The following is a 13,759-nucleotide window of genomic DNA, read 5'->3' as shown; positions in this document are numbered from 1 at the left end:
GGCAGGCAAGCCGGGCCTTGACCGCCCCGGAGGACGGCCGGATCGTGACGGCTGGCCGTGGGAGCAGGACATGCCGGATCCATCGCATCGCTTCGCCGGCCGCATCGGCCTGGTCACCGGCGCCGCCTCCGGCCTCGGCCGGGATGCCGCCCTGGCCCTGGCGGCGGAGGGTGCGCGGCTGGTGCTGTTCGATCTGGATGCGGCGGGGCTGGAGGCGGTGGCCGCCCGATGCCCGGGCGCGGTGACGGTCGCGGGGGAGGTGTCGCGCGCCGCGGATATCGAGCGTGCCGCGGCGGCGCTGGATGCGCTGGGGCCGGCCAGCCTGCTGGTCACCGCCGCCGGCCTGCTCGGCCCGACGCGGCCGCTGGCGGAGGTGGAGGAGGCGGAATGGGACCGGCTTTTCGCGGTGAATGTGAAGGGCACCTGGCTGGCGCTGAAGGCCCTGCTGCCGCGCATGGAAAAGGCCGGTGGCGGCGCGGTGGTGACGGTGGCCAGCGGCTCCGGCCTCGTCGGCAATGCGATCTTCCCGGCCTATTCCGCCAGCAAGGGCGCGGTGGTGCTGATGACGCGCAGCGTCGCCGTCAGCCACGCCATGCAGGGCATCCGCGCCAATACCGTCTGCCCCGGCCAGATCGAGACGCCGATGCTGCGCGGTGTCTTCGAACAGCTTGGCGAGCGCGCCGCGGGGGTCGAGGCGATGTTCCGCGCGAAAAATCCCTCCGGCCGTTTCGGGGAGGTGGGGGAGGTGACGGCGGCGGTGCTGTTCCTGCTGAGCGACGCCGCCAGCTATATCAACGGCGCCGCCCTGCCCATCGACGGCGGCAGGCTTGCCTAGGCGCGGGTTGCCCCGGATGTGCCCGGCGGGTCGAGCAGGCTGAGCGCCTGGCGCAGCGCGCCCTCCATCACCGCCCGGTCGGGCCGGCCGCGCGCCAGCACGCGCAGGCCGAGCAGCAGCGTCATCAGCAGCCGCGCCACATCGGCTGCATCGCGCCCGGCATCGATGCTGCCATCGCGCTGGCCGGCTTCCATCTGCCGGCGGAAGAACCCCTCCAGCTCCGCCAGCCGGGCGGCGACGACGCTGGCGATGCCGCGATCCCGTGGCGCCACTTCCAGCGCCGAATTCACCAGCAGGCAGCCCAGCCGGTCCCGCAGCGACCGCGCGATGATCTCCCGCAACAACCCCTCGATCGCCGCGCGGGGTGGTTGCGTCGCCTCCAGCTTGGCGATGCGTTCGCGCATGCCGAATTGCAGGTAGCGGTCCAGGCAGCGGGCGAACAGGCTGCGCTTGTCGCCGAAGGCGTTGTAGAAACTGGCCTGGCCGAGCCCCATCACCTGGCCCAGGTCGCGCACGCTGGTGCCGGCATAGCCATGCCGCCAAAAATGGCGCATGGCCACCTCGATCACGGCATCCTCGTCGAAGCTGCGCGGGCGGGACATGTCTGGGCGGATTGCCTCACGGCCGGTGCGGCGCAGCATAGGCGGCGGGCGGTGGCGCGGCAATCGGAGGCCGCTTGCCCTTCGCGCGCCGCGGCCGCACCCTGCGCGGCTGTCACCGCCCTGGATCGCCGCGCCGATGTGTCGCTTCCTCGCCTATCTCGGCGAACCCATCTTCCTGTCCGACCTGGTCTGCGCCCCGGCGCATTCGCTGATCCACCAGTCGATGCATGCCGATGAGGGCAAGACCCCCACCAATGGCGATGGCTTCGGCCTGGGCTGGTACGGGGAGCGGGAGGAGCCGGGGCTGTATCGCGAAATCCGCCCGGCCTGGTCGGACGAGAATCTACGCTCGCTCTGCGCCCAGGTGCGCTCCCGCCTGTTCTTCGCCCATGTCCGCGCCTCCACCGGCACGGCGACCACGCGCGCCAATTGCCACCCCTTCGGCCTCGGCCGGCAGATGTTCATGCATAACGGTCAGGTCGGCGACTATGCGCGGATCAAGCGGCGGATGGAGGCGCTGATCCCCGACACGCTCTACGAGCATCGCCTGGGCACCGGCGATACCGAGGCGATCTTCCTCGCCGCCCTGGCCGATGGGCTGGCGGAGGATGCGGTGGGTGCCACGGCGCGCACGCTGGGTCGCGTGCTTGGGCTGATGCGCGATGCCGGCAGCACGCAGGCGCTGCGCTTCGCCGCAGCGCAGAGCGACGGCACGGCGCTGACCTGCTTCCGCTGGTCCTCCGATGGCAGGCCGCCCTCGCTGTACTGGCGCCGCGTGGCGGGCAATGTGCTGGTGGTGTCGGAACCGGTGGATGAGCGCAGCGCCGGATGGGTGCCGATCGCGCCGAATCATGTGCTTGTGGCGCGGCCGGGCGGCGAGGTGCGGGTGCTGCCCTTCGAGGTGGCGGCCTAGGGGCTGTGGACAGTTGGGGCCGGGATGCGGCCGGCGAGGGATTTTTCGTGCTGGCAAGGCGGACAGCGGAGCCGATGGCTATCCATCGGCGAGCATGGCCAACGCAGCCAGCGCGGAAAAGCACCGCCGGACGCGCCCGCAACCCAACTGTCCACAGCCCCTGGCACTTGTCCCATCTGTAACACCCGGTCCATAAAGCGGAACAACCCGGGGGACCACCACCCATGCTGACCCGCTTCGCCGCCCTGTTGCTGGGCGCCGGCCTTCTCGCCGGCCCGGCCCTGGCGCAGACCATCCCGCCCGAGCGCGTGCTGCGCATGGTGCCGAACGCCGACCTGCAGACGCTGGACCCGATCAACACCACGGCCGGCGTGGTGCAGTCCCATGCGCATATGATCTACGACCAGTTGTTCGGCCGCGACGCGCAGCAGCGCCCGCAGCCGCAGATGGTCGGCGCCTACAGCGTCTCCGACGATGCCCTCGTCTGGCGCTTCACGCTGCGCGACGGCCTCGCCTTCCATGACGGCGCGCCGGTGACGGCGGAGGATGTCGTGGCGTCCCTGCGCCGCTGGGGCGCGCGCGACCCGCATGGCCGGCAGATCCTGGCGATCACCGTCAGCCTGACGGCGGAGGCCGATGGCAAGACGGTCGTCTGGACCTTGAACCGCCCCTACGGGCTGATGCTGGATGCGCTGTCAAAGCCCGCCGGCAACATGCCCGCCATCATGCCGGCCCGCATCGCCGCGACCGACCCCTTCACCGCGATTCGCGACGCCATCGGCAGCGGCCCCTTCATCTTCGTGCGTGAGGAATGGGTGCCGGGCAGCACCGTGGTCTATCGCCGCAATCCGAACTACGTGCCGCGCAGCGAACCCGCCTCCGGCACTGCCGGCGGCAAGGTGGTGCATGTCGATCGCGTGGAATGGCAGAACATTGCCAATGCGCAGACCTCGACGCTGGCGCTGATCCAGGGCGAGATCGACTACATCGAAAGCCCCGGCGTGGACTTTCTGCCGATGCTGCAGCGGCGGGGGATGCGGATTGTCCGCACCAATACGCTGGGCGCGCCGGGCATGATCCGGATGAACCACATCCACCCGCCCTTCAACGACCCGCGCGCGCGGGAAGCGCTGATGCTGCTGGTGAACCAGGAGGAAATCCTCCAGGGCATGTTCCCGGACCCGGCGCTGTATCAGGTCTGCCACGCCTTCTTCGTCTGCGGCAGCCCGCAGGAGACGAATGCCGGCGTCCCCGCCGGCCTCGGCAGCCCGGCGGCGCGGGAACGCGCGCGGCAGTTGCTGCGCGAAAGCGGCTATGACGGCACGCCCATCGTCATGATGGACCCGACCGACAATCCCTTCGTCCACACCGCGACTCTGGTGCTGGCGCAGCAGATGCAGTCCGTCGGCTTCCGCACCGATGTGCAGGCCACCGACTTCGCCTCCATGGCCGGTCGCCGCGCCAATCGCCGCCCGCCGAGCGAGGGCGGCTGGCATATCGGCCTGACCTTCTGGAACGGCCTCGGCGCCTCTGACCCGGTCGGCAATGTGCCGATGCAGGCGAGCTGCGACCGGGCCTGGCCGGGCTGGCCCTGCGACGCGGCGCATCAGGCGCTGATCGATGCCTTCCCCTATGCGGCGAATGCCGAGGAGCGGAAACGCATCCTGGATGAGCTGCATGCCAGCGCCTACCGACTGGTGCCCTATGTGCCCTATGGCCAGTGGTACCTGCCCTCCGCCGTCACGCCGCGCATCTCGGACGTGCTGGCCATGCCGGGCATCATCATCGCCTGGAACATCCGCAAGGCGGCGCGCTGAGCTTGTACCAGCGCGCCCGAAAAGGCTGACCTGCGGCTGGCGTCTCGCCGGCCGAGGCCGCGAATGCGGCCCGCCGCTTATGCGGCGAGCCAAGGCCCCGGAGGGGCCGCCCGGCGCCTGAGGGCCTGAAAAAGCATCACGCCACGCTATCCGCCATCACCGCGCCGCGCTGCCCCATGGGCTGCTCCGGGGCGGTGGTGGTGTCCTCTGCCGTCTGGTGCTCCATCTCGGCGTTCAGCTCCGCGCCCAGCAGCACCACGGTCGCGGAAATCCAGATCCAGGTCATGAAGCCCACCACGGCGCCCAGCGAGCCGTAGGTCTCGTTGTAATTGCCGAAATGCGCGACGTACCAGGAGAAGGCGGCCGAACCGCCGAGCCAGGCGAGGGAGGCGAAGGCGCTGCCCCAGCTCACCCAGCGCCAGCGCGCCGTCTCCCGGCTCGGGCCCCAGCGGTACAGGCAGGCCAGCACCAGGCTGGACAGCACCAGCAGCAGCGGCCAGCGGCCGAAGCTCAGCCAGGCCTCCGCCCGCCCATCCAGCCCGACGAAGCCCAGCACCACCGGCACCGCCACCACGCCGAGCATGGTCAGGATGGCGAAGCCGATCATGCCCAGGGTGAACAGCAGGGTGATAGCGGTCAGCTTGATGAAGCCGCGCTTCTCGCGTTCCTCGTAGACGATGTTCAGCGCATCGAACAACGCCTTGGCCGCCTTGTTGGACGACCAGAGCGAGACGGCAAGGCCAGCCAGCGCGCCCAGGCCCAGACTGCCGCCGGCGGATTGCGCCACGCGCTGCACCTGTTCCTCGATGATCTGCATGCCGCCGCCGGGGACGATATCCGACAGGGCGTTCAGATGCCCCTGAACCGTCGCCGGGTCGGCCACCAGCCCGTACAGCGAGACCAGCGCCGCCAGCGCCGGGAACATCGCCAGCAGCACGTAGAAGGTGATGCCGGCGGCCTCCATCATCAGCCGGTCCTCGCTGGCCTGGGACGCGGTACGGCGCAGGATGTGCCACCAGCCGCGCGGCGGAATCGCGGAAGGCCTGGCGGCTGCCTGCCCATTGGCCGGCGCGCTGCTGCCAGGGATGCCGCGTGGCATCGGCCTGGGCCGCGGCGCGCGCCGCGTGGAATCATAGGCCAGCAATCCTGCCAGCGCGGCGACCGCGATCAGCACGCTTCCATCCGCACCCCGTTGCACCACCTGCCGTCCCGGCATACCCACACCCCCGTCATCGAACCTTGCAGCACTAGAAGACGGCTGAAGTGGCATCGGTTCCGGAAACTTTCCGCGACCGCGGGCGCTGATCGAAACGGGCTGGCAGGGGAAGTGGGATGGCGAAGGCGAGGGTGACGGCGCAGCCGCGTCTGCTGCCGGTCTGGCTGTTGCTGGAGACGCTGGGCGGGCCGACCCGCCGCGGCTTCCAGCTTATCCTGGCCATTGCCGCCCTGGCACTCGGCGTGCTGCTGGAGGGTCTGCGCCCTTCGGTCTGGCGCCGCACCCTGCGCACGGAGCTGCGCCGCAGCCTGCACCAGGCCATCGCGGGCGGCTTCGGCACCGTCGTCATCACCGCCAGCCTGGTCGGCTTCGGCGTGGTCTATCAGGCGATCCGCTGGCTGAGCTTCGCGGGGCAGGAGGATTACACCGGCGGCCTGCTCGTGATCGTGCTGGTGCGGGAGGTAACGCCGGTGCTGGTCGGGCTGATCCTGCTGGGCCGCAGCGGCAGCGTCACCGTGGTGGAATGCGGCGCCGCCAAGGCCAGCGGCCAGCTCGATGTGCTGGAGGCCCAGGGCATCGACCCCTTTGCCCTGCTGGTGCTGCCGCGCGCGGTGGCCATGGCGGCGGCGGGCTTCACGCTGGGGGTCATCTTCCTGGCCGTGTCGCTGGCCTCAGGCTATCTCACCGGCGTCTTCTTCAGCCTGGTGCAGGCCTCGCCCATGGAGCAGCTCGACAATCTGCTGGGGGCGGCGGCGATTCCGGAATTCGTGCTCTTCGCGGTGAAGCTGGTGCTGATCGGGGCGCTGGTGGCGCTGGTCTCCAGCATCACGGGCCTGTCCTCCACGCCCGCCGAATCCCCCTCCCACCTCCTGCCCCGGGCCTTCGTGCGCGGGCTGCTCGGCATCCTGGCGATCAGCGCCGGCTTGAGCGTGGCGGTGGTATGAGCGCGGTGCTGGAGATCGAGGAGGCCCGCCCGGCCGCGCAGGCCTCGCCGATCACGGGCGCCGTCACCCTGCGGTTGGCGCCGGGCGAGTTGGCGCTGGTGCAGGCGGATGATCCGGCCATGGCGCGCGCGCTGGTGCTCCTCTGCACCGGGTTGACCCCGCTGGCCTCCGGCCGGGTGCGCTTCCTCGGCGAGGACTGGACAGGGCTGGCCCGCCCGGTGGCGGAGGGCCGGCGCGGCCGTATCGGCCTGGCGCCGGGCGATGGCGGCTGGCTTCAGCATCTGACGGTGGCGGAGAGCATGATGCTGCCGCGCCGGCACCACGACAAAACGCCGGACACGGATCTGCGGGCGGAGGCGGTGGCGCTCTGCCGGCATTTCGGCCTGCCCGGCCTGCTGCTGCGCCATCCCTCCGAAATCCCGCGCCCGGCCCTGGCGCGGGCCGGCTGTGCCCGGGCGCTGCTCGGCACGCCGGATCTGATCCTGCTGGAAAGCCCGCTGGACCGCGAGGTGGCGGATGCGTTGGCGGATCCGCTGCTGGCGGCGCTGCGCCCGGCGCTGGACCGGGGGGCTGCCGTGCTGTGGTCGACCCGGTCGCGGCGCGCCTGGCAGGAGCCGGGTTTCCCGGCCACGCAATGGTGGCGGTTGGAGGAGGAAGGGCTGTGTCCGGCAACGCCGTAACCCATGAGGACCGGGTCCGCCTGCGCCATACCGACCGCTGGGTGGGCGCGCTGGTGCTGCTCGCCCTGTTGCTGTTCCTCGGCGCGCTGGCGCAGCGCGGGGTGCTGCGCGACTGGTTCGACGATGGCAGCACGCTGATGGTGCTGCTGCCGGAGGAAGGCGTCGCTGGCCTGTCGGTGGGGGCGGATGCGGAGGTGCTGGGCATCCGCGCCGGCTCCGTCCGCCGCATCATCGTCGACCCCGAGCGCCGCATCCGCGCCGAGCTGCGCATCGAGGAACAGGCCAAGCCCTTCATCCGCCGCGATTCCACCGCCGTGGTGCGGCGGCGCTTCGGTGTCGCGGGTCCGGCCTATCTCGACATCCAGCGCGGCCGGGGGGAGGAGCTGAACTGGGACCGCGCCTGGATCCGCGCGACCAGCGAACGCGCCCCGACCGAGACCCTCGGCACGCTGCTGGACGAATTGCAGGAGCGTGTCTTCCCGGTGCTGGAGGAACTGCGCACCGGCACCGCCGCCTTCGCCGCCGCGACCCAGCGCCTGGAACGCGGGGAGGGCACGATCGGCCGCCTGCTGAACGACGACACCCTGATCCGGGAGGCCGAGGCGGCCACGGCCCGCGCCGCCCAGGTGATGGCGAATATCGAGGGCGCGAGCGTCGAGCTGCGCCAGCTCACCGCCGGGCTGCGCGGCGCCGATGGGCGCGGCGGGCCGGGCACGCTGCCGGGGCTGGTGGCGCGGGCCGAAAGGGTACTGGCACAGGCGGAGCGCGCCACCGCGGATATCGCCCGCGCCAGCCCCGCCTTGCCGCAGATCACCGCCAATGTCCGTGACGGCACGGATGGCCTGCCGGCCGTGATGGTGCAGGCGCAGGAGGCGGCGCGGCAGATGGAGCTGCTGCTGCTGCAATTGCGGCGGCACTGGCTGCTGGGCTCCGGCGGTGGCGAGGTGACCCGGCCTGTCGGCACTGTGGCCCGCCCGGCGGTGGAGCGGCTGCGACCGTGAGAGCGGATGCGGTTGCGACCGTGAGATCGGATGCGGCTGCGACCGTGAGAGCAGCGGTCCTTGCCCTGCTGGCGCTCACCGCCTGTGGCGGTCGCGCGCCGCCGCCCGGCCCGCCGCGCGATGCCGTGCTGGACCGCGCGGCCGATGCCGCCGGGGCGGCGCTGGACCAGGAACAGCCCCGGGCGGCGGCGCGGCTGTTTGCCCAGGGGCTGGAACGGGCGCGGCAGCGCGACGATCCCGCGGCGATCGATTCCATGGCCTTTGGCCAGGCCATCGCCGAGCTGGAGCACGGCCAGGCGCCGGCGGCGCTGAGGGTGGCCCGGCAGGTGCGGCTGGATCTCGCCCGGCGCGGCCGTGGCGCCTCCGCGGGGCTGATGCTGGCGGAGGCGACGGCGCTGTACCGGCTGGGCCAGCGGGCGGAGGCCGGGGTGCTGGCCCGCTTCGTCGCGGCGCGCGGGGCCGAAAACCCGGAGGCGGCGCTGCGGGCGCAGTTCCTGCTCGGCCTGATGGCAGCGGAAGCGCGCGACCTGCCGGGCCTGGCGGCGGCGCAGGCCGCCATCGGCCAGCCCGATCAGGCGGCCTACCAGGCCGATGCGGCGGAGCTGGCGGCCCAGGCGGCCCTGCTGCGCGGCGCGCCCCAGGCGGCCTGGTCGCTCGCCCAGCAGGCGGAGGCGCTGCGGCGCGACGCGCTGGATTATCGCGGCCTGTCACGGGTGCTGGCGCTGCGCGGCGCCGCGGCCCGGGCGCTGGGCGCCACGGCCGAGGCCGCCGACCTGCATCTGCGCGCGGCCGAAGGCGCGGCCGGGCGCGGCGAGGTGGCGGATGCCCGGCGCTGGCTGGCCGAGGCCGAAGTTTTGGGCAGTGGCGATCCGGCCCTTCTGGCGGCCATCGCCCGGGTGCGCGCGCTGCTGCCCGCGCCCGTTTGACGCCGCGCATGGGTGGGGCCGATCCTGCCCGCTGCAAATCAGGGGAAACGCCGATGAAAAAGCTCGTCAACGACCCGCGCAATGTGGTGCGCGAGATGCTCGAAGGGCTGGTCGCCCTGAACCCCGGCCTGGCGCTGTTGGAGGCGGAGGATGTGGTGGTGCGCGCCGGGCTGCCGGCGCCGGCCGATCGCCCCGTGGCGGTGATCTCCGGCGGCGGGGCGGGGCATGAGCCGGCGCATGCGGGCTATGTCGGGACGGGCATGCTGGCGGGCGCGGTGGCGGGCGATGTCTTCACCTCGCCCTCGGTCGACGCCGTGCTCGCCGGCATCCGCGCCGCCGCCGGGCCGCGCGGGGCGCTGCTGGTGGTGAAGAACTACACCGGCGACCGGTTGAATTTCGGCCTCGCCGCGGCCCTGGCGACGGCGGAGGGCCTTCCGACGAAGGTCGTGGTGGTGGCCGATGACGCGGCGCTGCGCGACACGGTGGACCCCGAGCGCCGACGCGGCATCGCCGGCACCGTGCTGGTCCACAAGGTGGCCGGCGCGGCGGCCGAGGCCGGCGGCGACCTCGATACCGTGCTGGCGGAGGCGGAGGCCGCGGCCGCCGCGGTGGTCTCCATGGGCGTCGCGCTCGGTGCCTGCACCGTGCCGGCGGCCGGCACGCCGGGCTTCACCCTGGGCGAGTCGGAGATGGAGCTGGGCCTCGGCATCCATGGCGAACAGGGCGTGCGGCGGGCGCCGATAGAGCCCGCCGATGCCATCGTCGCCACCATCCTCGACACGCTGGTGATGGATGCCGGGCTGGCGGCGGGGGACCAGGTGGCGCTGCTGGTGAACGGCCTCGGCGGTACCCCGCCGATGGAACTGTCCATCGTCGCCCGCGCCGCCTTGGCCGGGCTGGCGGCGCGGGGCATCGCGGTGCCGCGCGGCTGGGCCGGCAACTTCATGACGGCCTTGGAAATGCCCGGCTGCTCGATCAGCCTGATGCGGTTGGATGCGGGCCGGCTGGCGCGGCTGGACGCGCCGGCTTTGGCCCCCGCCTGGCCCGGCGGTGGCATGCTCGCCCCGGCCGCGCGCGTCGCCGCGCCGCCGGAGCCCGAGGCCGCGCCCGCCACCGCCCCCGGCCCGCTGGCACCGGAGCTGCGCCGCCTGGCCCTCGCCGTGGCAGCGGCGCTGGAGGCGGAGGAGGCGTCGCTGACGGCGCTCGACAGCCATGCCGGGGATGGCGATCTTGGCCTGTCCATGGCGCGCGGCGCGGCGGCGATCCGGGCGCTGCCGGAGGCCGCCTTCGCCACCCCCGCCACGGCGCTCACCGCCATGGCGCAGGCGGTGCGGCGGGCCATCGCCGGCAGTTCCGGCCCCTTCTACGCCACCGCCCTGCTGGCCGCCGCCCGGGCGCTGCCGGAGGCACCGGACCATGCCGACTGGGCGCGCGCCTTCCGCGACGCCGTCGCCGCGATCGGCGAACTGGGTGGCGCCCGGCCCGGCGACCGCACCATGCTGGATGCGCTGCACCCCGCCGCCGAGATTTTTGCCGCCTCCCCCGGTCCGTTGACGGAGGCCTGGCAGGCGGCGGTGGCGGCGGCGGCCGATGGGGTATCCGCGACCGTCACCATGCGCCCGCGCCTCGGCCGTGCCGCCTATCTCGGCGACCGTGCCCTGGGCCAGCCGGATGCGGGGGCGAGCGCCGTGCTGGTCTGGATGCGGGCGATCACGGCGCAGGTACATACCAACGGCCCTTCCGCGTGACCGCTCCAGGGCCCCTCATACGGTCATGCCGGAGACACGCTTGCGGCGTGACGCGGAAACCTCCGGTTTCCTTGGCTTCGTCGCGCCGAAGGCGCGCCTTCGGCGCGACGCACAAGCTGCGGCGGCCGTTCGGCCGCTCGGACCGGTCAAGGGACCGGCCCGCCGGTATTGGCCGAATATCTACCCGATCTTGCGGTCGTAGGTGATCCAGGCGGTCCGCACCGCCAGCCGGTCATAGACGCCCCGGCCGCGGTAATTGTCATCCGCCGTGATCCAGCGGATCACGCCCCAGCCGCGCTGCCGGCCGATCTCCGTCACCGCCTCGATCAGCGCATCGGCGATGCGCCGGCCGCGCGCGGCGGGGTCGACGAACAGGTCGTCCAGATAGCCGCCGGTGCCGGCGGCGAGCGGCCGGGGGAATTCGCGGTAATGGGCGAGGCCGATGGCCTGGCCCGCCGCATCCTCCGCCACCAGCGCCTTCACCGGATGCGCCGGGTCCATGATCCAGCCCCAGACCCGCGCGCGCATCTCCGCCGTCTGCTCGACCTTGTAGAAGCGGGCATAGCCGGCATAGAGCGCATCCCAGGCCGCCTGATGGCGCGGCGCCAGAGGGGTGATGGTGATGTCGGTCACGCGCATTCTCCCAGGCTGATCCGCCCGGCGGCGGCCAGGCCGACCAGGATGCCGCCGACATGCATGGACTGGCCGATCAACCCCTGCGGCAGGCCCTTCAACATCTCCGCCACCTCCAGCAATTCCACCTGGATCGTCTCGCCCGGCTCCGGCGCCGGCGGGGCGACCGGGCGAAGGCCGGTGGCCAGGACGATGTGCAGCCGGTTGGTCTGGATCGCCGGATTGGCGTGGCCGGCATAGAGGTAGCGCCATTCGCCGCCGCCATAACCGGTTTCCTCCAGCAATTCCCGCCGCGCGGCGGCGATGGGGTCGGCGTCCTCCGCATCCATCACCCCGCCGGGCAGTTCCAGCGACCAGCTTTGCGCGCCATGGCGCCATTGCCGCACCAGCACCAGCCGGCCGTCTTCGGTCAGCGCCACCACGGCGCACCAGTCGGGGTAGTCCAGCACATACCAGGGCGCGATCTCGGCCCCGGCGGCGGTGCGCAGCCGGTCGGCGCGCAGCCTGATCCAGCGGTCCTCGACCAGGATTTCGGAATGGGTGGTGGTCCAGGGCGGGGCATCGGTGTCCATGCGCCACCCTCGCTTGCCGGCGCGGGGCGCTGCAAGGGGCCGGGGCGGTACAAGGGGGGCTGCGGTCGTCATCGGGCCGTAACCATGCCGGCCTGGGCCGCGAAGCGACGGGGGAATGCCACAGCCGAGGTCCAACCCCATGCGCCGCCGCCACCTTCTCGCTTTGGTTCCCGCCCTGCTGGCGGCCTCCGCCAAGGCCGATGGCCTGCCCCGCAACGTCAACCACAAGGCCGGCGTGGCGCTGGATGGCTACGACAGCGTGGCCTGGTTCACCGAGGGCCGGCCGCGCCGGGGCAACCCCGCCTTTCAGGCCGAACATGCCGGCATCGCCTGGCATTTCGCCTCCGCCGCGCATCTCGCCCGTTTCGAGCGTGATCCGGCCGCCCATATGCCGCGCTTCGGCGGCTTCTGCGCCTTTGGCGTGGCGCGCGGCTACAAGGTGGATATCGACCCCGAGGCATGGCACATCCGCAACGGTGTGCTCTACCTGAACTACGATCTGGGAGTGCAACGGCAGTGGCTGCGCGACATCGACCGCCAGATCGCCCGCGCCGAGGCCAATTGGCCTCGCCTGGCCCATGCCTGACATGTCCTCCGGTTGCCTGGCCCCCCCTGACCTGGCTCTCGATGTGCCGCGCATGGCGCTAGGCGACAGTGCCCGGCGCTCGGCGCAGGAGGAACGCTGGGGCGGCCTGCTGGCCGCCGCCCAGGCCGGCGATGCCCGCGCCTATGACAGCCTGCTGCGGGAGGTGACGCCGCGCCTGCGCCAGATCGCCCGCGCCCGCATCCGCGACGCGGCGGAGGTGGAGGATGCGGTGCAGGACGCGCTGATGACCATCCACGCGCTGCGTCATACCTACGACCCGACCCGGCCCTTCGGCCCCTGGATGAGCACCATCGCCAGCCGCCGCGCCATCGACCGGCTGCGCCGGCGGGGCCGCGGCGCCGGCCGGGAATCCAATATCGACGACCTGCCGGAATCCGCCGCCTCGGTCGCGCCGGTGGCGGAGGAACGCATCGCCGCGCGCAATCTGCGCGATGCGGTGGCGGAATTGCCGGAAAGCCAGCGCACGGCGCTGCGCCTGGCGAAGCTGGAGGATCTGTCGCTGACCGAGGCCTCGGCCCGTTCCGGCCTCAGCGTCGGCGCCTTGAAGGTGGCGACCCACCGGGCGATGCGCTCGCTGCGCCGCCGCTTCGGTGTCGGAGAAGGAGACGACCGTGCGGACCGATGACCTGATCAGCCGCCTGTCCCAGGGCCTGGCCCCGGTGCGCCGGGTGACGCCGCCGATGCAGGCGGCGCTGGGCTGGCTGGCCCTGGCCTTCGTCGTGGTGGCGGCGGGCGTGGCGCTGTCCGGCTTCCGCCACGACCTGGAACAGCGGCTGATGCTGATGCATGAGCAGGTGAACATGGCCGCCGCGCTGGCCACCGGCGCGGCGGCGGCGGTGGCCGCCTTCCACCTGGCGCTGCCCGACCGCAGCGAGCGCTGGGCGCTGCTGCCGCTGCCCTTCGCCGCCTTCTGGGTCTCCGGCCTCGGCTGGGGCTGCCTGACGGAATTCGTCGAGCGCGGCTGGCCGGCAATGCATGTCAGCCTGGGCTGCATGAGCTTCATCATCGGCTTCGGCGTGCCGCTGACGCTCGGCATGCTGTGGATGACGCGCCACGCCGCCCGCATCCGCCCCGGCCCCGTCGCCGCCCTGGCCGGGCTGGCGGCGGCGGCCATCGCCTCCGTCGGCCTGTCCCTGGTGCATCACCTGGACGCGGCGGCGATGGTGCTGATCTGGCACGGCGGGTCCGTGCTGGTGGTGATGCTGCTCGCCCGGCTCTGGGGCGCGCGGGCGATGCGCGCCATGGAGCGGTGAAAGGTGGGACCC

The 13,759-nt window shown here is 72.6% G+C and carries 15 protein-coding genes; 11 read left to right on the top strand and 4 right to left on the bottom strand.

The window, feature by feature from the left end:
• The first annotated feature begins 70 nt into the window (after positions 1-70).
• Positions 71-835, top strand: a complete 765-nt coding sequence (locus JJQ90_RS06005) for an SDR family NAD(P)-dependent oxidoreductase (RefSeq protein WP_216873531.1) — start codon at positions 71-73, stop codon at positions 833-835.
• Here the strand turns inward: JJQ90_RS06005 and JJQ90_RS06000 are convergent.
• The gene (locus JJQ90_RS06000) at positions 832-1,437 is read right to left on the bottom strand and encodes a TetR/AcrR family transcriptional regulator (RefSeq protein WP_216873530.1); all 606 of its coding nucleotides are present in this window, start codon (positions 1,435-1,437) and stop codon (positions 832-834) included. The two genes, JJQ90_RS06005 and JJQ90_RS06000, sit on opposite strands and share 4 nt — an antisense overlap.
• A gap of 136 nt (positions 1,438-1,573) precedes the next feature.
• Here JJQ90_RS06000 and JJQ90_RS05995 point away from each other — a divergent pair, with 136 nt between their 5' ends.
• Both JJQ90_RS05995 and JJQ90_RS05990 read left to right on the top strand, forming a co-directional pair.
• Positions 1,574-2,350 carry a class II glutamine amidotransferase gene (locus JJQ90_RS05995; protein ID WP_216873529.1) on the top strand — a complete coding sequence of 259 codons (777 nt, stop codon included), beginning with the start codon at positions 1,574-1,576 and terminating at the stop codon, positions 2,348-2,350.
• 224 nt (positions 2,351-2,574) lie between these two features.
• Complete coding sequence (locus JJQ90_RS05990) at positions 2,575-4,167, top strand: ABC transporter substrate-binding protein (RefSeq protein ID WP_216873528.1); 1,593 nt, start codon at positions 2,575-2,577, stop codon at positions 4,165-4,167.
• A gap of 136 nt (positions 4,168-4,303) precedes the next feature.
• Here the strand turns inward: JJQ90_RS05990 and JJQ90_RS05985 are convergent, their stop codons facing one another.
• A complete protein-coding gene (locus JJQ90_RS05985; RefSeq protein WP_329959384.1) occupies positions 4,304-5,341 on the bottom strand; it encodes a YihY/virulence factor BrkB family protein in 1,038 nt (345 codons plus the stop codon).
• A 158-nt stretch (positions 5,342-5,499) separates the two neighbouring features.
• Between JJQ90_RS05985 and JJQ90_RS05980 the strand changes: the two genes are divergently transcribed.
• From JJQ90_RS05980 to JJQ90_RS05960, 5 genes are read left to right on the top strand one after another with little or no spacing between them, the layout of a single operon-like run.
• Complete coding sequence (locus JJQ90_RS05980) at positions 5,500-6,327, top strand: ABC transporter permease (protein WP_216873527.1); 828 nt, start codon at positions 5,500-5,502, stop codon at positions 6,325-6,327.
• The gene (locus tag JJQ90_RS05975; protein WP_216873526.1) at positions 6,324-7,007 is read left to right on the top strand and encodes a P-loop NTPase family protein; all 684 of its coding nucleotides are present in this window, start codon (positions 6,324-6,326) and stop codon (positions 7,005-7,007) included. The genes JJQ90_RS05980 and JJQ90_RS05975 overlap by 4 nt, the downstream gene beginning before the upstream one ends.
• Positions 6,989-8,008 (top strand): MlaD family protein, encoded by a 1,020-nt coding sequence (locus JJQ90_RS05970; protein ID WP_216873525.1) that lies wholly within the window; start codon positions 6,989-6,991, stop codon positions 8,006-8,008. The genes JJQ90_RS05975 and JJQ90_RS05970 overlap by 19 nt, the downstream gene beginning before the upstream one ends.
• 44 nt (positions 8,009-8,052) lie before the next feature.
• Positions 8,053-8,934, top strand: coding sequence for a hypothetical protein (locus JJQ90_RS05965; protein WP_216873524.1), 882 nt, complete (start codon positions 8,053-8,055; stop codon positions 8,932-8,934).
• Between the two features lie 53 nt (positions 8,935-8,987).
• On the top strand, positions 8,988-10,682 hold the full coding sequence (locus JJQ90_RS05960) for a dihydroxyacetone kinase family protein (protein ID WP_216873523.1): 1,695 nt from the start codon (positions 8,988-8,990) through the stop codon (positions 10,680-10,682).
• 180 nt (positions 10,683-10,862) lie between these two features.
• Here JJQ90_RS05960 and JJQ90_RS05955 read toward each other — a convergent pair whose 3' ends face one another.
• Positions 10,863-11,315 carry a GNAT family N-acetyltransferase gene (locus tag JJQ90_RS05955; RefSeq protein WP_329959383.1) on the bottom strand — a complete coding sequence of 151 codons (453 nt, stop codon included), beginning with the start codon at positions 11,313-11,315 and terminating at the stop codon, positions 10,863-10,865.
• Positions 11,312-11,887, bottom strand: a complete 576-nt coding sequence (locus JJQ90_RS05950) for an NUDIX hydrolase (protein ID WP_216873521.1) — start codon at positions 11,885-11,887, stop codon at positions 11,312-11,314. The genes JJQ90_RS05955 and JJQ90_RS05950 overlap by 4 nt, the downstream gene beginning before the upstream one ends.
• A gap of 139 nt (positions 11,888-12,026) precedes the next feature.
• Between JJQ90_RS05950 and JJQ90_RS05945 the strand changes: the two genes are divergently transcribed.
• The 3 genes from JJQ90_RS05945 to JJQ90_RS05935 are packed head-to-tail and all read left to right on the top strand — an operon-like array spanning position 12,027 to position 13,747.
• Positions 12,027-12,473: a YHS domain-containing (seleno)protein gene (locus tag JJQ90_RS05945; RefSeq protein ID WP_216873520.1), complete on the top strand. Its 447-nt coding sequence runs from the start codon at positions 12,027-12,029 to the stop codon at positions 12,471-12,473.
• A gap of 52 nt (positions 12,474-12,525) precedes the next feature.
• Positions 12,526-13,119, top strand: a complete 594-nt coding sequence (locus tag JJQ90_RS05940) for an RNA polymerase sigma factor (RefSeq protein WP_216873519.1) — start codon at positions 12,526-12,528, stop codon at positions 13,117-13,119.
• The gene (locus JJQ90_RS05935) at positions 13,106-13,747 is read left to right on the top strand and encodes an NrsF family protein (RefSeq protein ID WP_216873518.1); all 642 of its coding nucleotides are present in this window, start codon (positions 13,106-13,108) and stop codon (positions 13,745-13,747) included. Before JJQ90_RS05940 ends, JJQ90_RS05935 begins: the two co-directional genes overlap by 14 nt.
• The last annotated feature ends 12 nt before the right edge of the window (positions 13,748-13,759 follow it).

Origin of the sequence: Falsiroseomonas oleicola (assembly GCF_019029495.1) — a bacterium.
Lineage (GTDB): Bacteria > Pseudomonadota > Alphaproteobacteria > Acetobacterales > Acetobacteraceae > Falsiroseomonas > Falsiroseomonas oleicola.
Note: the sequence above shows the minus strand (reverse complement) of the source record. Positions and strands in the feature narration are given on the sequence as shown.